Source organism: Aeromicrobium panaciterrae, from assembly GCF_039537165.1.
GTDB classification, from domain to species: Bacteria; Actinomycetota; Actinomycetes; order Propionibacteriales; family Nocardioidaceae; genus Aeromicrobium; species Aeromicrobium panaciterrae.
In genome coordinates this window covers 3,359,078-3,376,715 of sequence record NZ_BAAAZZ010000002.1, presented here as the reverse complement: position 1 = coordinate 3,376,715, position 17,638 = coordinate 3,359,078, and the positions used below count along the sequence as shown (strand labels likewise).

General features: G+C 66.4%; 13 protein-coding genes. 8 read left to right on the top strand and 5 right to left on the bottom strand.

Going from position 1 to position 17,638, the window contains the following annotated elements:
* Nucleotides 1-263: 263 nt before the first annotated feature.
* Entirely contained in the window at nt 264-1,352 is a 1,089-nt protein-coding gene (locus ABD683_RS17510; RefSeq protein ID WP_344771353.1) for a glycosyltransferase family 4 protein, read from the bottom strand.
* Between the two features lie 159 nt (nt 1,353-1,511).
* On the opposite strand from ABD683_RS17510, the gene ABD683_RS17505 reads away from it, so the two are divergent.
* Together ABD683_RS17505 and ABD683_RS17500 are read left to right on the top strand one after the other, a co-directional pair.
* On the top strand, nt 1,512-2,246 hold the full coding sequence (locus ABD683_RS17505; protein ID WP_344771352.1) for a class I SAM-dependent methyltransferase: 735 nt from the start codon (nt 1,512-1,514) through the stop codon (nt 2,244-2,246).
* The gene (locus ABD683_RS17500) at nt 2,213-6,370 is read left to right on the top strand and encodes an alpha-(1->3)-arabinofuranosyltransferase domain-containing protein (RefSeq protein ID WP_344771351.1); all 4,158 of its coding nucleotides are present in this window, start codon (nt 2,213-2,215) and stop codon (nt 6,368-6,370) included. The genes ABD683_RS17505 and ABD683_RS17500 overlap by 34 nt, the downstream gene beginning before the upstream one ends.
* On the opposite strand, the gene ABD683_RS17495 is transcribed toward ABD683_RS17500, so the two are convergent.
* From ABD683_RS17495 to ABD683_RS17485, 3 genes are read right to left on the bottom strand one after another with little or no spacing between them, the layout of a single operon-like run.
* The gene (locus ABD683_RS17495; protein ID WP_344771350.1) at nt 6,328-7,473 is read right to left on the bottom strand and encodes an acyltransferase family protein; all 1,146 of its coding nucleotides are present in this window, start codon (nt 7,471-7,473) and stop codon (nt 6,328-6,330) included. The two genes, ABD683_RS17500 and ABD683_RS17495, sit on opposite strands and share 43 nt — an antisense overlap.
* Before the next feature lie 3 nt (nt 7,474-7,476).
* Nucleotides 7,477-9,369, bottom strand: coding sequence for a hypothetical protein (locus ABD683_RS17490; RefSeq protein ID WP_344771349.1), 1,893 nt, complete (start codon nt 9,367-9,369; stop codon nt 7,477-7,479).
* Between the two features lie 3 nt (nt 9,370-9,372).
* Nucleotides 9,373-10,098, bottom strand: a complete 726-nt coding sequence (locus ABD683_RS17485; RefSeq protein ID WP_344771348.1) for a class I SAM-dependent methyltransferase — start codon at nt 10,096-10,098, stop codon at nt 9,373-9,375.
* A 206-nt stretch (nt 10,099-10,304) separates the two neighbouring features.
* On the opposite strand from ABD683_RS17485, the gene pgfA reads away from it, so the two are divergent.
* The 3 genes from pgfA (at nt 10,305) to rpsA (ending at nt 14,300) form a co-directional block, all read left to right on the top strand.
* Nucleotides 10,305-11,315: a cell envelope lipid trafficking protein PgfA gene (gene pgfA / locus ABD683_RS17480; RefSeq protein ID WP_344771347.1), complete on the top strand. Its 1,011-nt coding sequence runs from the start codon at nt 10,305-10,307 to the stop codon at nt 11,313-11,315.
* Nucleotides 11,316-11,398: 83 nt separating this feature from the next.
* Entirely contained in the window at nt 11,399-12,661 is a 1,263-nt protein-coding gene (locus ABD683_RS17475; protein ID WP_344771346.1) for a M18 family aminopeptidase, read from the top strand.
* A gap of 169 nt (nt 12,662-12,830) precedes the next feature.
* Entirely contained in the window at nt 12,831-14,300 is a 1,470-nt protein-coding gene (gene rpsA / locus ABD683_RS17470) for a 30S ribosomal protein S1 (RefSeq protein ID WP_344771345.1), read from the top strand.
* Nucleotides 14,301-14,377: 77 nt separating this feature from the next.
* On the opposite strand, the gene ABD683_RS17465 is transcribed toward rpsA, so the two are convergent.
* Nucleotides 14,378-14,515, bottom strand: coding sequence for a hypothetical protein (locus ABD683_RS17465; protein WP_344771344.1), 138 nt, complete (start codon nt 14,513-14,515; stop codon nt 14,378-14,380).
* Between the two features lie 94 nt (nt 14,516-14,609).
* Here ABD683_RS17465 and ABD683_RS17460 point away from each other — a divergent pair, with 94 nt between their 5' ends.
* The 3 genes from ABD683_RS17460 to ABD683_RS17450 all read left to right on the top strand — a co-directional run bounded on the left by ABD683_RS17460 (nt 14,610) and on the right by ABD683_RS17450 (nt 17,627).
* Entirely contained in the window at nt 14,610-15,578 is a 969-nt protein-coding gene (locus tag ABD683_RS17460) for a GlxA family transcriptional regulator (protein WP_344771343.1), read from the top strand.
* A gap of 50 nt (nt 15,579-15,628) precedes the next feature.
* Nucleotides 15,629-16,690, top strand: a complete 1,062-nt coding sequence (locus ABD683_RS17455; protein WP_344771342.1) for a phosphatase PAP2 family protein — start codon at nt 15,629-15,631, stop codon at nt 16,688-16,690.
* A gap of 112 nt (nt 16,691-16,802) precedes the next feature.
* Nucleotides 16,803-17,627, top strand: coding sequence for an SH3 domain-containing protein (locus tag ABD683_RS17450; RefSeq protein WP_344771341.1), 825 nt, complete (start codon nt 16,803-16,805; stop codon nt 17,625-17,627).
* Nucleotides 17,628-17,638: the final 11 nt, after the last annotated feature.

Genomic DNA, 17,638 nt, shown 5'->3' with positions numbered 1-17,638 from the left:
AACTCGCGGCACCGTGGGAACTATTACCGGTGGCATCATCGCCATCGTGGCAGGACTTGGTCTGGCTGGAGCGACCGTTGTGGGCGTCGTGAAGTCCCAGGAAAACGCTGGCTCGGCTCATCGGGACACGACAAGCAACGTGAGCTACGGATCCAACTGATCTCTGAGATGAGAAGCGGGCGCCCCTCGGGGGCGCCCGCTTCTTGCATTCCGCGAACACGCAGGACGAGCCTCCCGGAGGACACCGCCCTGGGGTCTTGGTGTCACGCGCTGAGAACGACTCCGGCGAACTCGCTCTGTGACGCTTCCCAGGTGAAGGACCGCGACTTCGTCAGCGCTCCCTGACCGAGGAACTCACGCCATTCACGGTCCTCCACCAGCTGACGGATCGCCTGGGTGAACTCGGTCGGGTCGTCGGCGAGCACGCCGGAGTCCTTGTGATCGATCGACTCGGTGGTGCCGCCGGCCGTGCTGTAGGCCACGGTCGGGGTCGCATGCGTACCGGCCTCGCCGATCACGATGCCCCACCCTTCCTTCAGCGACGGCAAAGCCATCACCCATGACTGCGCGAGCAGCTCGTGCTTGGTCTGGTCGTCGACGAATCCGTGGAACGTGACATGTCGGTCGACACCGCGCCGTGCGGCGTACTCGACGAGCTCGTCATGCCACCATCCCGCCCCGATGACGTCGAGCGTGATCTCGGGATGCGTCGCGCTGAGCTCGGCGACCGCGTCTATCGCGTGCTCGACCTGCTTGTGGGGCACCAGCCGACCGACGACGCTGACCCGTGGCGTGGCTGACCGGACCGTTTCGACGATCGGCGCAGGATCATTGCCGTTGTGGACGATCGTGATCCGGTCGCGGTCGACGCCGAGCTCGATGAGCTCGTGACGTGTCGCGGTCGACACGGCGACATACTTGCTCTTGCGATAGAGCCGCGGTGACAGGACGCTCTCGATCCACCAGCCGAGCTTGCCGACCGGGCCGGGGTAGACGACCGGCCACTGCTCGCGGTGGACGTGGTGGACCAGCACCACGACGGGTTTGCGGGTGGCCAGGCGGGTGAAGAACGGCAAGCCGTTCTGCACGTCAACGACAACGTCGACCTTGCCGTAGCGGCCGAGCAGGAGCGCGAAGAACGTACGCAGGTAGATGTCCATCTTGCTGCCACGTCGAACGAAGCGGACCCCGTCGACGACTTCGGTGCGCGGGGCACGATCGTGGGTCGCGCAGGCGATGGTGACAGTGTGGCCACGTTCGGCGAGGCCGCGTGCCATGTTCTCGACGTAGCGTTCGGAACCGCCACCCTCAGGGTTCTTGGTGTCGCGCCAGTTGCAGAAAAGTACGTGCATAGCGTTGCCCGGCCGAAACCGGCGCCTCCCTCAGCTGCCGGCGGAACCGCCCGGCGTTGCTCCCTCCGTGGCGTTCTCCCAAACTCCACGCGTTGCGTCCCTCAACGCAGCTAATGGATTCTACCAGAGGTGAACGACCCCTCGGGTAACGTTGGACCAGTGCCAGTCCAGCCGTTTCGCCCCACGTTTCGGCGGTCCCTGAGCCTCTACAAGGCGTTCAAGGTCGAGCAGACCGACCCCGATCACTTCTACGGCACGCTGGCTCGCGACTCTGTCGACCAGATCGCCACGTACACCGACCTCGACGGGGCCTGGGTCCTGGACGTCGGCGGGGGACCGGGCTATTTCGCCGACGCCTTCCGCGCTGACGGCGCAACCTACAACTCGCTCGATGCCGATCTCGGCGAGCTGTCGGGACTCGGCGACCCCGAGCCCGGCACGGTGCTCGGCAGCGGCATGCAGCTGCCGTTCGCCGACGGCAGCTTCGACGTCACGTACTCGTCCAATGTGCTCGAGCACGTCAACAGGCCCTGGACGATGGCCGACGAGATGGTGCGCGTCACCAAGCCAGGCGGGCTGGTGTTCCTGTCCTACACGCTCTGGTACGGATGGCACGGCGGACATGAGACCGCGCCGTGGCACTTCCTCGGGGGTCACCGTGCCGCCCGGCGTTACGAGCGCAAGAACGGCAAACCCCCCAAGAACAAGTTCGGGGAGTCGCTGTTCGTCATCACTGCGTCAGCCGGCCTCACATGGGCCCGCAGCCAGACAGGCGGCCACGTCGTCGCGACAATCCCGAGATACCTCCCTCGCTGGGCGTGGTGGGTGCTGCGGATCCCGGGCCTGCGCGAGGTGGTGACATGGAATCTCGCGATCGTCCTGCGCAAGACGTGATGCCGGAGAGCACGGACCGACGTTGGGCCGTACGGCGAGCAACGACCTGCCTGGTGTTCCTGGTCGTGTGCGTCCTCCAGTCACCCGGGCGGCTCGTCGGCGACACCAAGGCAGATCTGACGATCGATCCGGTTGGATTCATGGAACGTGCGTTCCACATGTGGGACGCCAGCGGGTTTGCGGGGCAGGTCCAGAACCAGGCCTATGGCTACCTGTTCCCGATGGGGCCATTCTTCGCGTTGTTCGACGTCCTCCACCTTCCCGAATGGGTCGCCCAACGGGTCTGGTGGGCGGCGCTGCTGTCGATCGCGTTCCTCGGTGCTCACCGGTTGTTGGTCGCGCTCGACATCGGCACCAGCTGGAGCCGGTACGTCGGTGCGCTGTCGTACGCGCTCGCGCCACGCATCCTCGGTGTCCTGGGTGCCGCATCGGTTGAGGGCTATCCGGCGGCGCTGACACCGTGGGTTCTGGTGCCCCTCGTGACGGTCGCGTCGGGCCGCGGCAAGGGCCTGGCACGGGCAGCAGCGCTGTCGGCGCTCGCGGTCGGGCTGATGGGCGGCGTCAACGGCGCGGTCAACCTCGCGGCGGTGCTGCCTGCGGTCCTCTGGTTCCTGACCAGGCGGTGGGACCGTACGGTCGCCAAGCTGGCTGCGTGGTGGGCTCTCTTCGTCGCGACAGCGACACTGTGGTGGGTCGTGCCGTTGCTGATGCTCGGACGATTCAGCCCCGACTTCCTCGACTACATCGAGACCGCGGCGGAGACGACCCGGGTCACGAACCTCATCGAGACGGTTCGTGGCACGTCCCACTGGGTGGGCTTCATCTCGGGAGGATTCGGATCTCCGTGGCAGATCGGTGCCGATCTGGTCTCCAGCGGCGCACTGATCGCCAACACGGTGGTCGTGGCCGGAGCCGGTCTCCTCGGGGTGATGCTGCTCCGGTCGGCCGAACGGCTGTGGGTCGTGACCTGTCTCCTGGTCGGTGTTGCGATGGTGACCTTCGGTCATCTCAGCACGGTTGAAGGATGGTTCGCCGAGTCGCAGAACGCGGCTCTTGACGGAGCACTCTCGCCTCTTCGCAATGTGCACAAGTTCGACGTGTTGATTCGGCTTGCGTTGTCGATCGGCGTGGTGTCCCTGCTCAGCAGGTTCGATCTTCGGCGCGCCTGGGCCGAGCGAGACATCGCATCCGTCCTGTGGCCGGGGATCGTCGCCCTCGCCGTCGTCGGGGTGGCGTCGACCGCCGTCATCGGGCGACTCGGCCCCAGCGACAGCTATGCGTCGGTGCCCACCTACTGGTCGGAGACAGGGAAGTGGCTTGACGACCACCCGAACGGTCGAGCACTCCTTGCGCCCGGTGCTCGCTTCGGTCGCTACATCTGGGGCACGACGAACGACGAGATACTGCAGGCGCTCACCTCCTCGGAGTGGGAGGTCCGCAACACGATCCCGCTGACACCAGCAGGTCACATTCGGATGCTCGACTCGATCGAGCGTCAGTTCGCGGCCGGTCAACCATCCCCAGGATTCGCTGACTACCTCGCCCGACAGGGCTTCGGCTATGTCGTGGTCCGGCACGACCTCTCAGGCGCCGAGGCTCACACACGTACGGGATTCGTCGAGCAGGTGCTGTCGCAGTCGCCAGGGTTCACGATCGTCAAGCGCCTTGGTCCGGTCATCGATGCCACGAGCCAGACGGCGACGCTCAACGATGCCAACCTCAGCCCACCTCGGCACGCTGTCGAGATCTGGGCCGTCGGTACCACGACTCCCGACCGGGCATCGCTCACCTCCGTCTCCGACGCGTCGGTCGTCAGCGGTGACTCGCAGTCGCTCCTCGACCTGGCCGACGACGATCAGCTGCCGTCAGGGGCGACGATCATGTCGGGCGACCTGGCCAAGGGCGGTGCAGTCCCGTCGGGCCCGTCATACCTGACCGACTCCTACCGTCGCCGTGAGGTCAGCTTCGGACGCATCGGCAACAACCAGTCGTCGACCATGACAGCCCGGGACCTGTTCACGCTGGGCCGCAAGTTCCCCGACTACGTGCCCTACTCGGTCAGCAGGCACGGCTCGCAGGGGGAGTGGGTCGGTGTTCGCAGTGTCGTCGCATCGTCATCGTTGTCGGATGCGGACAGCTTCGGCGTCATCCGACAGGACCGATCCGTACGCGCCATGTTCGACGGCGACTCGGGGACGTTCTGGTCGACACTGCCCGAGACCATCGCCACCCCACAGACCGTCACGATCACGCTGGACGACCCCATCGCGGCCTCCAGGGTCTCCGTCCGGATGCGCGCCGGCGACGGTCCTGACATCCGTCGCATCGCGGCGCAGGTCGACGGAGAAGGGACGCTCCTCGACGCCGAGCAGAGCACGACGGACCCGGATGTCTGGACGATCGACATCGACCGCCGTGTGACCAGCAAGCTGCAACTGCGGTTCACCAGGTCCGACGACAGCCTCGTGCCGGTACGTGTCGCCGAGCTCAGCGTCGACGACCTACCGATCCGCTACCGTGTGGCCACTCCTGACGACATCGTGGGTGGACCCGATGTCGTCCTCGCCACCAACACCGCCGGCTACCACGACGGTTGTGTCAGGGTCACGGACGAGCCGACTCATTGCAGTCCGGGTGTTCGCCGCGGAGGGGAAGACGACCACGGCGTCCAGCGCTCGTTCATGCTCGAACGGGGCGGGACGTTCACCGTGACGGCTCGGGCCGCGATGCGACCGGGCGACAGGGTCAACTCGATCTACCGGAAGCTCGCGACGGGCGAGGTCACGGCTGAGGCCTCCTCGAGTGCACTCGATCTCGTCGACGCCAACTCGTTCGCCTTGGTCGACGGTGACCCGGGTACGACGTGGGTGGCCAGCTTCCGCGACGATGCACCGTCGATTTCGGTCAAGCTCGGCGAGCAGCGAACCGTGTCGAGCCTGCGATTCGTCTACGCCGACCGCATGGCTGCGTCGCGACCCGCGAGCGTCGTGGTGACGATCGGCCGCCACAGCTACCGGCGCCTGGTGCCGCCAGACGGACACGTCGACTTCCCCGCCACCAAGGCCACGTCGTTCAAGCTTGAGTTCACGGGTGACGAGCGCACCGCGACGGCAGATGCGGCCACGGGCGAGCTGACGTTCCTGAACATCGGCATCAGCGAGATCCTGGTCGACGGAGGCGTCGCCTCCAACCCGCCGTTGACCAAGCGCGAGATCGTCGCGCCGTGCGGAGTCGGGCCACGAGTGCAGATCGACGATGTCATCTATGAGACGTCGGTGGCAGCGCCGAGCGAGGACCTGCTGGCCGGGCGCCCCGTCGACCTGACGCTGTGCGGCGGCTCGGCAGAGCTGTCCCCGGGCATGCACGACATGACCCTCCTGTCCGATGATGCGTGGCGTCCCACGCAGGTCGCCCTCACGCGGGCCGGCTCCGGCCCGTCGACCGTTGCGGGCGCCATCTCGTTGTCACCCACGCGCTGGACCGACGACGACCGAAAGGTGCCGGTTCCTCAGCGGGACGAGGTGTCCTACCTCGCCGTCAACGAGAACATCAACGCGGGCTGGGTGGCGAAGCTGCACGGCAAGAAGCTTGATCCGGTGACGATCGACGGCTGGAAACAGGGCTTCGTGGTGCCGGCCGGCGCGGCCGGTGTCGTCACGCTGACGTACGTCCCTTCGACGATCTTCAGCGGAGCTCTCCTCGCCGGCTTCGTCCTGCTGGGGTTGCTGGCCGTCCTGGCCCTGCTTCTGGGACGGCGTCGCCCGGAGCGGTCGATCGTGATCCGGGCAGCGCAGTCGCGCGTGGCCCAGTCGCTGCTCGTGATGGTGGGCCTCGGACTGATCGGGGGCACGGTCGGTGCAGCGATCGGCACCGTGGCCGTGCTGGTCACGCTGGCGGCACGGCGGTTCTGGTTCGTGTCTCCGGTGGCCGCGGGCCTGCTGGTGGTGGGTTTCGGGGTCGCGGGTGCACTCGTGGTCGTACGACGAGCTGGTGGCGTGGGCGACTATCTCGGTGACCGACCCGTGACACAGATTCTCGTGCTCGCCGCGCTGGCGATCGCTTGCGCCCCGTGGCCGTCGGCTCAGCGGTGGAAGTGTCTCAACGGGGCATCGAGCACGCGGTAGAGCGCCCACGCGGCCGGGACGCTGATCGCCATCGTCACGATGAAGCCCAGGAGCATCGAGCCGGTGAAGGTCTCGAATCCGAGCAGGTGCATCGCGAGCTCCAGGAGCATCACGTGCACGAGGAAGAGCTCGTACGAGATGGTGCCCAGCCACTGCATGGGCGACCACGAGAGGGCCCGCTGCATCAGGTTGGGCCTGTCGGTCACCAGCGGAATCATCATGAGGAACGCCATGCCCGCGTAAAGGACGTTGCGCGTGATGGCTGTCCCGGCACTCTCCTGGTAGAGCGACGGCACACCGGCCATGGGTGTCGAGGCCAGGGCGAGCAGGGCAAGTGCGGCGATCCAGCAGGCGACGGGCGAGTCGGCCGCGATCGCGAGCAGACGCCGCGCCCAGCCGTCGTTCGTCCGTGCCATCGCGACGATCACGGTGAGTGCCATCCCGACCGCGAACCAGCTGAGGAAGCCCGGCAGCCACATCAGGCTCGACGGGCTGATGCCGTCAAGATGATAGGCCAGCACGTAGTAGGCGAAGTTGAGCAGGCACATCGCACTGAGGAACACGAGTATGCGGGCCGGGCGCCACGTGCGCCGACACACCACACACACGACGAACCACCCGAGGAGGGGCAGCAGCGCGTAGAACGCGATCTCGGTGGCCAGGCTCCACGTCTGGGTCAGCCCGCCGTGCAGGTGTCCCGATCCGTAGATCTGGGTCAGCGTGAGGTGTCGAACGATGCCGCTGACGCCGTTGCCCGTCTGTGAATCGACGAGTGCGAGGCCGAACGCGACCACGATCCAGTAGGCGGGAATGATCCGCAAGATCCTGTTCCAGGCGTAGCGGCCCGTGGCCGGATATGGCGCCTCGTCGACGAGTCGGCTGATCCACGGACGAAAGAGCAGGAATCCCGACAAGGCGAAGAACAGGGCCACCCCGGAGTCGAGCCTCGCCCAGAACAGGCCGATCGTGTCGGTCTGGTAGCGGCCCGTCCAGTAGGCGACGTGAGTCACGACCACCGCGACCGAGGCAACCGCACGCAGCCCCGTCAGCGCGGGGAACGTCGTGGACAGGTGTGCGACTCGCTCACGCGTGGGAGTCGTCATGGTTCACCATCCACTCGGTTGGGGATTCCCGATCGAGAGTCGCTTGATGCAGAAGTCGTTGCCGGGAGCCGTGAGGGTGACCGAGGCATAGGGGCCACTGAGTGAAGCATAGATCGTGCGGAGGTCATGGTTCTTGCCCGTGGGGCCCCCGATGACACCCGTGGTGGTGGTCGTGCCGGCGCGAATCGTCAGCGTGCCCGAGTGAGGTGCCACGTAGTCGATCTGCATGATCCAGGGCCATTCGAACATCGTGGCGGCGAGCGGGAGGGTGCGCGCCTTGCCGGCGATCGTCGCGAGGCAGTCGGGGGAGTCGAAGACCTTCGGGCTCACGCCTTCGATGTGGACCGGCTCGAGCTCGCCCACCGCGGAGAACTCGCGCAGGCGACTCGTCGTCTCGCCCGGGGCCAGCGTCGGGGCGTCGAGGCCGAGCGGCCCGAGGATGTTGCTCGGGACATTGGCCGGTGGGAGGAGCTTCCACACCACGGCGGTGGGCACGGCACCGTCGTACAGCTTGTCGCCGGGTTTCAGGTCCTGCATGGTCCGGGTGGCATTCGCGACGTACGTCCGCGTGGGACTGTTGGTCCACCGGTCGGCGAACAGGTGGGCCGACCACACCGAGCCGGCCATCAGGATGACCACCAGCAGTGCCGCGAACGGGCTGACTTCGAGGCCGGAGATCGTGCGCGGGATCGGGAGGTGGGTGTCGTCGTTCTGCGTGCGCCACCACGGTGCGAACTGCGCCGGAAGGAACGCCAGTGCACCGCACAGTGCGGCGATCAGGCAGAAGTCCGTGAGGTAGCGGTATTCCGAACCGATCACCATGCCACCGATGACGCCGCCGCGCGTCAACGTCAGCAGTGTCGTGAGGACCAGCAGGTAGAACGCGCACAGGATCCATGCCCGAATGGCGGTCGAGCGTCCCACGATGACCGACAGCACCACGACGACGCCGACGACGACGAACGCAAGGAGCTGCATCAGCGGATGGGGGTTTGCGCTGCTGTCGACCACGCCGGTGTCGGACCAACGCCATGGTCCGCCGAGCAACCCGGGCAGGAGAGATTTGCGGATGACGGTGTCGAGCAGCTCGAGGTAGCCGGCGGATGTCGGCTTGGTCGATGCCTGGTCGGGGACATTCAGCACGTAGTAGGCCGTGTAGGGCACCAGCACGACGACGTAGCCGATCCAGGTCAGCCAGTATCGACGCAGCGCGGTCAGCAACGACCTGAGCAGCGACCCCTCGCTGAAGAGGAGCCAGGTCAGCAGTCCGACGAACGGGACGATCACCGCAGTCTTCTCGAAGAAGAGCAGGCCCACTGCGAGGGCGACCGGTCCGGCCAGGGCCCACACCCAGCGGCCGCTGCGTACGTATCGGACATGACAGATCAGCACGAGAAGCATCGCGATCTGCTGCGGCTGCTGGTTGATCGCCGCCGCCCACCACCACGACGCCGGCAGGGTGATGGGCGAGAAGGCGAACACGGCCAGTGGCAGGAGGATCGCCGGGCGGTTGCCGAACATCAGACGCAGAAGGTGCCACATCAACAGTCCCGCAACGAGCTGGAACGCCATCATGGTTGCGAACACGACGTTGAAGTCGAGTGGTGCCAGCTTGGTGCTGATCCACACCCATGCGAATGCGCCGGGCATGACGTGCCCGTTGTAGGGCGTCATCAGGAAGTCGTGGTCCCAGAGGTCTGAGTGGGACGCGTTCGTGTAGAACACGAAGTCATCGAGGCTGAAGTAGCCGTGGCGCCCCAGGATCGTACGGATCGCCAGCTGGGCGAGCAGGATTGCCAGCGCGCCGATCGTGACCAGCGTCGTGGTCCGCAGCCCAGATCGCCTGGCCGCTGCGGACGGTGTCGCGGACGCGGGGGAGTCAGTCGTGGTGGACACGGTTCAGCGCTTGATCGCGTAGTGCCGGCGATTGACCCAGTGCCCGCCGTACGTCTCGTCCGTCTCGCTGTCCAGGATGTCGAGCGAGCTCGCGACGATGCGTGCAAACTTCGTGTCCGGGTAGCCCTGCATGTGCATGGGCGCGGGATAGCTCAGCAGGCGGGTCTGCGCCCACCCGAGCAGACGACGGGGCGCGTAGCGGAACGCCAGGCCCTTGATGCTGAGCGTCGGGGTCGACACGACCTGGATCACCAGGGCGCCACCGGGGCGAAGCACCCGGCACATCTCCTCCAGGAACACGGTGCCGACATGCTCAGGCATGTGCTGGAGGACCAGGCTGGAGTAGACGAGGTCGAACGACGCGTCGTCGAACAGGCTGAGGTCGGGGCGGGTGTTGAGCACGAACTCGCAGGTGCCGCGGGGATCGAGCGACCGTGCGGTCTCGATCATCGGCGCCGAGATGTCGACACCCGTCACTGATCCGTGCGCGGCCAAAGCCTGGCTCAAGCGCCCGGCACCCGAGCCGAAGTCGAGGATGCGGTCGAACGACGCCGGACCCCCGACGGATCGCAGGTGTGCGAGCGCGGCATCGACCTCGATGCGGCCCGTGGCCAGGAACTCGCCGGGATCCCACCGTCCGTCCTTGGTTCCGGGCATGATCAGGACCGCCCACAGGGGGTCGTCCTTGCCGAGCCGGGTCCAGTCGCGCTGGACGTCCTCGAAGTCCACCGGGATTCCTTTCAACCCGCGACCAGATGCGTCGCACTGCCAGATCCTCGCACATCGGAGGTCCATGTCTGGACGGCCCGAACGCCGCTTCATGACGCCGAAACGCGGGTGAGAAACGACATCAAACGGCGCCGTTCGTCGTTGAGGGGTGTGACCCACCTGACTGGTAGCGTTCACATGATCAATACAGGTGGAGGGAGCCCACTGTGGGAAAGAAATTGGGGACAGCTGCGCTGTTTTTGGGTGCATTCATGCTGGCACTCGCCGGCTTGTCCAAGTTCTACATGTACGACCGCCTGGCGGTCGTGCCGCTCAACACCGAGCAGCTGAGCGTTGCGGCAACGGCGCCAGGGGACGATGCCGAATATCTCGACGTGGCTGCAGGAGTCAAGGTCGTCACTGGCCCGTTGAAGTCGACGACCGTGGTCACCGGCGACGTCGACGCGAGCAAGAAGGCCAGCAAGGAGCTCGGTCGCGACGTGGCGGTGTGGGACAACTACACATGCACCGACAAGCCCAGCTTCGACTGTGGCAACTCCACCGACGCGCCGCTGAGCGGCACGATCGATCGGGTCGCCTTCGACGCCAACACTGGCGAGGCAGTCGCCTACAAGGACACCAGCAACGAGTCCGACGGCGAGATCACCAAGCCGTTCTCGTTCGAGGGCTTGTACTTCAAGTTCCCGTTCGACACGCAGAAGAAGACCTACCAGTGGTGGGACGGCACCCTCAAGAAGGGTGTCGACGCCACGTACGTCGGCGAGGGCAAGGTCAAGGGGATGAAGGTCTACAAGTTCGAGCAGACCATCGAGCCCGTCAAGACCGGCACGATCGACGTGCCCGGTGACCTGGTCGGATCCGACGAGGCGACCGTGACGGCTGACCGAATCTACTCGGTCCACCGCACGTTCAGCGTCGATCCCGTCACCGGTGTCGTCATCGTGGGCGAGGAGGCCCAGGACAGCTACCTCGAGGTCAACGGTGAGCGCAGGGCCACCACGACCAAGGCGACGCTCGGCCTCACCGACGACACCATCCAGGCGTCGGTCGACGAATACAAGACCAAGGCGATGCTGCTCACCGCGGTCAAGACGTGGATCCCTGTCGGCGGCGGAATCCTGGGCGTCCTGCTCATCGCTGCAGGTCTCATGAGCCGTCGCGGCAACGCCGAGGGCGTCCGCAAGGCAGACAAGGGAGAGCTCGTCGGCACCCGCTGACCCGTCGTACTTCTCCACCACGAGTGCCGCGTCCCCGCCGGGGGCGCGGCACCCGTGCGTTCGCACGACCTAGGGTGGGTTTCATGGTTCTCGCCGATGCCGCCGACCTCTGCACGTTCGTCGACCAGTCACCCACGCCGTTCCACGTGTGCGCGACCGTCGCGGCCCGGCTCGACGCCGCCGGCTACGTACGGCTGAACGAGCGCGACGAGTGGCCGGGGGAGCAGGGACGCTACTACGTCGTGCGTGGTGGGTCGCTCGTCGCGTGGTCGACCGAGTCGAGCTCGAGCCCGCAAGACGGGTTCCGCATCGTCGGCGGGCACACCGACAGCCCCAACCTTCGGCTCAAGCAGCACCACGACCTGACGAGCGACGGGCTCGGCGTCGTGGCGATGGAGCCCTATGGCGGGGCCTGGCTCAACTCATGGCTCGATCGCGACCTCGGGATCGCCGGGCGCCTGGCCCTCCGCGGCGGCGAGCACCGGCTCGTCCACATCGATGAGCCGGTCCTGCGGGTGCCTCAGCTCGCGATCCACCTCTCGGCGGAGCGCAAGGGTGTCGAGCTCGACCCTCAGCGTCACGTCAACGCGATCTGGTCGACGTCGCCCGGTTCCTTCATGGACTGGGTCGCCGATCGCGCTGGAGTCGCTGCGGGCGACATCCTCGGGTTCGAGCTGATGGCCCATGACACCGCTCCGAGCCGACTCACGGGCGCGTCGTCAGGCCTGGTCTCGGCTCCGCGTCTGGACAACCAGGTCACCTGCTTTGCCGGCGTGCAGGCGTTGCTCTCGGCGACGCCGGTCGCCGGCATGCGTCCCGTGCTGGCGCTGTTCGACCATGAGGAGGTCGGCAGCACGTCCGAGCGCGGGGCGCAGTCTGATCTCCTCGCCACGGTGCTCGAGCGCATCGTGATCGCCGCCGGCGGTTCGCGTGACGACCAGCATCGCGCGATCGCCGCGTCGGTGTGCGCGTCGGGCGACATGGCACACGCGACACATCCCAGCTACGCCGACCGTCACGAGCCGCTCCATCGCATCGCGGTCGGCGGGGGACCCGTGCTCAAGGTGAACGTCAATCTCCGCTATGCCACCGACTCGTCGGGCGCGGCGCTGTTCGCACGCGCCTGCGAGCAGGCCGACGTACCGCTGCAGCGCTACGAGCACCGCGCCGACCTGCCGTGCGGATCCACCATCGGACCGCTCAGCGCGGCACGTACCGGCATCCTCACGGTCGATGTCGGAGCACCCCAGCTGGCCATGCACTCGGCCCGGGAGATGATGGGCGCGGACGACGTCGACCTGTACGCGCGGGCCCTCGCCGCGTTCCTTGCTCCCGCTTCGCTCTGACGACTGACCCGACTTAGCGCTCAGGGCGCTCGTCGCGTACGCTTGCAGGTGCGCTGAATGGCCTGTACGACCTCGGACAGAGCAGGCTCGTGCTCGTGCACCATCATCACGATCCAAGGGTTTTCATGCGTGCCCATCAATTCCATCCATCCAACGGAGCAACTCCTATATGACAAGCAGCATCGCAACTCCATCTGCGGCACCGCAGGTTGCGGTCAACGACATCGGCTCTGAGGAAGACTTCCTCGCCGCCATCGACCTGACCATCAAGTACTTCAATGACGGCGACATCGTCGACGGCATCATCGTCAAGGTCGATCGCGACGAAGTTCTTCTCGACATCGGCTACAAGACCGAGGGCGTCATCCCCTCCCGCGAACTTTCCATCAAGCACGACGTCGATCCCCATGACGTCGTCTCGGTCGGCGACAGCGTCGAAGCCCTGGTCCTCCAGAAGGAGGACAAGGAAGGTCGACTGATCCTGTCCAAGAAGCGCGCCCAGTACGAGCGCGCCTGGGGCGACATCGAGAAGATCAAGGCCGAGGACGGCGTGGTCGAGGGAACCGTCATCGAGGTCGTCAAGGGCGGCCTGATCATGGACATCGGCCTGCGCGGCTTCCTGCCTGCGTCGCTGGTCGAGATGCGCCGCGTGCGCGACCTCGATCCCTACATCGGTCAGAAGATCGAGGCCAAGATCATCGAGCTCGACAAGAACCGCAACAACGTGGTCCTGTCGCGCCGTGCTTGGCTTGAGCAGACCCAGTCGGCCGTACGCCAGAACTTCCTGACCGAGCTCACCAAGGGCCAGGTCCGCAAGGGTGTCATCTCCTCGATCGTCAACTTCGGTGCGTTCGTGGACCTCGGTGGCGTCGACGGACTCGTCCACGTGTCCGAGCTGTCGTGGAAGCACATCGACCACCCGAACGAGGTCGTCCAGGTCGGCGACGAGGTCACCGTCGAGGTTCTCGACGTCGACATGGACCGCGAGCGCGTCTCGCTGTCGCTCAAGGCGACGCAGGAAGACCCGTGGCAGCACTTCGCGCGTACGCACCAGATCGGCCAGATCGTGCCCGGCAAGGTCACCAAGCTGGTTCCCTTCGGTGCGTTCGTTCGCGTCGAGGAGGGCATCGAGGGCCTGGTGCACATCTCCGAGCTCGCCGAGCGTCACGTCGAGATCCCCGAGCAGGTCGTCCAGATCGGCGACTCGGTCATGGTCAAGATCATCGACATCGACCTGGAGCGTCGCCGCATCTCGCTGTCGCTCAAGCAGGCCAACGAGACCGAGGCCTCGGTCGGTGACGACTTCGACCCGACCCTCTACGGCATGACGTCGTCCTACGACGCCGACGGCAACTACATCTACCCCGAAGGTTTCGATCCCGAGACCGGCGAGTGGCAGGACGGCTTCGACGAAGCCCGCGCCGCATGGGAGAAGCAGTACGCCGAGGCTCACGAGCGCTGGGAAGCGCACAAGAAGCAGATCGAAGAGGCCGAGAAGGCCGGCGCCGAGGCCAGCGAAGCCACCAACTACTCTTCGGACACCGCCGGCGACGCCGATGCTCCGCAGGCGGAGGGCTCGCTCGCATCCGACGAGGCTCTGCAGGCACTTCGTGAGAAGCTCACGGGCGGCGCCGAGTAGGACGCCAGCTCACGCCAGAACCCCCGATCCATTGGATCGGGGGTTCTGGTGTTTCCGGAGGGTCGCCCAGAGCGAGCTCAGAGGGCGACGGGTCGGGGGTCGACGTCGTCGTAGTGGCTTCGGGGTGCGGGGCGGGAACCATACCCGTCTTTGCGGACCTGTGCGACGAGCACAGCTCCTGCGGCAGTCACCAGAAGTGCGATGAGGATCAACATGGCAGTAATTCTGCTCTTGCGAATATCCCGCCACCAGTGGCAGTAATGCCAGCATTCGTTGATTTCCTGCCACATATGTGGCAGGGTCGCGTCCATGAAGACCGTTGCCGTGATCGTCCAGGACGGAGCCGAGCCGTTCGGCCTGGGCTCGATCTGTGAGGTGTGGGGCGAGCCCTATCACCCCGAGGACGACAACCCCGTGTTCGACTTCCGCGTGTGTACGCCCAGGCCGGGTCGCGTACGCGGGCGCGCCGGATTCGACCTGCACGTCGACGCTGGCCTGGAGGCCACGCTTGACGCTGACCTGGTGTGCTTCTCCCCGAAGTATGAGTTCCTCGACCATGACCCGCTGGTGCTCGACGTGGCCAGAGCGGCATTCGAGCGTGGCGCGATCATCTATGCGCACTGCTCCGCGGCGTTCATGCTCGCCGAGGCCGGGCTGCTCGACGGTCGCGAGTGCACGACACACTGGCGATACGGCGACCGGCTGGCACGGATGTATCCCCGGGCGATCGTGCGGCCGGAGGTGCTCTACGTGCAGGACGGCAACATCCTCACCGGCGCCGGATCGGCGGCCGGGATCGACGCATCACTGCACCTGATGCGCCAGACGTTCGGCGCCAAGGTCGCCGCGTCGACCGCTCGCCGCATTGTCGTGCCGCCGCACCGCGACGGCGGCCAGGCCCAGTTCGTCCGAACACCGATGGGGCAGACGGAGTGCGACACCCTCTCGCCCTTGCTTGCGTGGGCCGTCGACCACCTCGACGAGCAGCTGTCGGTCGAACGCCTCGCGGCCCAGGCCCACATGTCACCACGTACGTTCGCGCGCCGGTTCCGCGACGAGACCGGCACGACGCCGCTCCAGTGGCTCACGACGCAGCGACTCCACCTGGCCGAGGAGATGCTCGAGAACTCGACGCTGGCGGTCGAGCAGATCGCGACACGAGTCGGCTTCGGCAATGCAGCGACGCTGCGACACCACTTCACGGCAGCCCGTGGCACGACTCCGCAGCAGTACCGCAAGACGTTCGGCACGATCCAGCCCGTCGAAGTCGGCGCGTAGCGCGCCGCCCCGAACTGCGAGTCACCCCACAAAAGGACTACCCTCGAACCGTGCGCAGAACAGGTCTAGAGCTCAGTAGCGCGCTCGCCGTCAGCAGCGTCATCGCTGCAGCGATGGTTGCCTGGTACGTCGACCTCCCACTTCGCGATCCGGACGGGTCGACCGGCCCCACCTTCATCCGGCTCCCCGCCATCGTGTTGGTGGCACTGCTGCTCGACATCGTTCCCCGTGCCGTGATCCGCGCATCGTCGTGGCGTGATGTTCGGGCCCGCATCGTCGACGTCACCCGGGAGCGTTGGCAGCTGGCCAGCCTCCGGTTCATGTTGGTGGGCCTGATCGGCTGGTACGTCACGTACGCGTCGATCCGCAACCTCAAAGGCATGGTCCCCTTCGCCAACCACCACCTCTACGACGGCGACCTGGCCCGGGTCGACAAGGCGATGCTCGGCGGACACCGGCCGGCCGCACTGCTGCATGACCTGCTCGGCACGGGTGTGGCTGCGCATGTGCTGTCGTTCTTCTACATCGCATGGATCGTCCTGCTGCCCGCGTCGCTGGCGATCGCACTGGTGTGGGCTCGACGCGACCGCATCAGCTCGTGGTGGGTGACCGCCGTGTCGCTCGACTGGATCATGGGCGTCATCCTCAACTTCGCCCTGCCGACTCTCGGTCCGATCTACGACCGACCTCAGGACTTCGCTGAGCTGACCCCGACATCCACGACCTCGTTGCAGCAGTCGATGTGGACCGAGCGACTCGACGTACTTGCCGACCCTGCCCACACGCACACGGTGCAGAACATCGCGGCATTCGCGTCCCTCCACGTCGCCATCGCGGCGACGGCCTGCATTGTGGCGCACCGCGCGGGCCTGCACCGGCTGATCGTGCAGGCACTGCGGGCATTCCTCGTGATCACGATGGTCGCGACGGTCTACTTCGGCTGGCACTACGTGTCGGACGTCATCGCCGGCCTGCTGATGGGCTTCGTGGCGGCCTGGGTCGCCGAGCGTTTCGCCGCTCCGGAGGAGCCAGGGGAGGCCGATGCGACGGCCGTGCCGCGTTCTCGACGCTCCCGAGCCGAAGGTCTTGCCGCCAGACCGGGCAATTCGTGACCTCGGTCACCCGTCAGGCGGGCAATGTCGGGATCAAGGTGATCCTCCGGACCAAGTATGGTTCACTCGAGAGCTGAACGGACAGTCGTCAACCCCCCAAGGTGGTCATACCGTGGCAGTTTCACGCCACAGGCATGCGGCAAAGCCCGCCCTCACCCGGCGCATGGCCTCACACGTCGTCCCGACGATCGGGATGGTCGCGATCGTGTCGGCAGGCACCGCGGCAGCAGTCAGCGGAGCCGACGAACCAGTCGTCCCCTCCGGGAGGGCAGACCTGATCGCCGCGTCGATCGACCAAGGACCCGCTGACGTCAGCCGAAGTGCCGATCGTGCGCCGCTGCTCAACGAGGCCGCGGCCGACGAGCTGGTCAAGGGCCAGCGCTACGCGCAGAAGACTGTCGAGATCCACGCCGCCGCCAGTGAGTCCTCCCCGGTTCTCGCGACTCTGAGCGTCGGTGACAAGGTCGACGTCACGGGTGTCACGTCGGGTGAGTGGGCGCAGGTCATGCACAAGGACCTTCCGCGCTGGGTCGTCGCCAAGGACATCGCCAAGGACATGCCGCTCGGTACGGCGCCGTGCGCCTCCGGCTCCGGAGTCGAGCGTGGCCTGCGCCCCGACACCATCAAGGTGCACCGGGCCGTGTGCCTGCTGTTCCCGAGCATCACCCGCTACGGCGGTCTCGCCGGCCGGGGCGAGCACGCCACCGGGCAGGCGATCGACATCATGGTCGGCACGGGCAACCCGATCGGCTACGACATCGCCGAGTTCCTGCAGCAGCATCGTGCCGAGCTCGGCATCGAATACATCATCTGGCACCAGCACATCTGGCGTCCCGCGACTTCGGGCTCCTGGCGAGCCATGAGCGACCGTGGCGGCGCGACGGCCAACCACATGGATCACGTGCACGTCACCACCTACGGCAACGCCGCGAAGTAGGGGACACGCAC

Excerpts from the sequence above, each read along its gene's own strand:
- ABD683_RS17510 (WP_344771353.1), bottom strand. The coding sequence starts at position 1,352 with ATGCACGTACTTTTCTGCAACTGGCGCGACACCAAGAACCCTGAGGGT.
- ABD683_RS17500 (WP_344771351.1), top strand. The coding sequence starts at position 2,213 with ATGGAATCTCGCGATCGTCCTGCGCAAGACGTGATGCCGGAGAGCACG.
- ABD683_RS17495 (WP_344771350.1), bottom strand. The coding sequence starts at position 7,473 with ATGACGACTCCCACGCGTGAGCGAGTCGCACACCTGTCCACGACGTTC.
- ABD683_RS17475 (WP_344771346.1), top strand. The coding sequence starts at position 11,399 with ATGGTTCTCGCCGATGCCGCCGACCTCTGCACGTTCGTCGACCAGTCA.
- rpsA (WP_344771345.1), top strand. The coding sequence starts at position 12,831 with ATGACAAGCAGCATCGCAACTCCATCTGCGGCACCGCAGGTTGCGGTC.
- ABD683_RS17465 (WP_344771344.1), bottom strand. The coding sequence starts at position 14,515 with ATGTTGATCCTCATCGCACTTCTGGTGACTGCCGCAGGAGCTGTGCTC.
- ABD683_RS17460 (WP_344771343.1), top strand. The coding sequence starts at position 14,610 with ATGAAGACCGTTGCCGTGATCGTCCAGGACGGAGCCGAGCCGTTCGGC.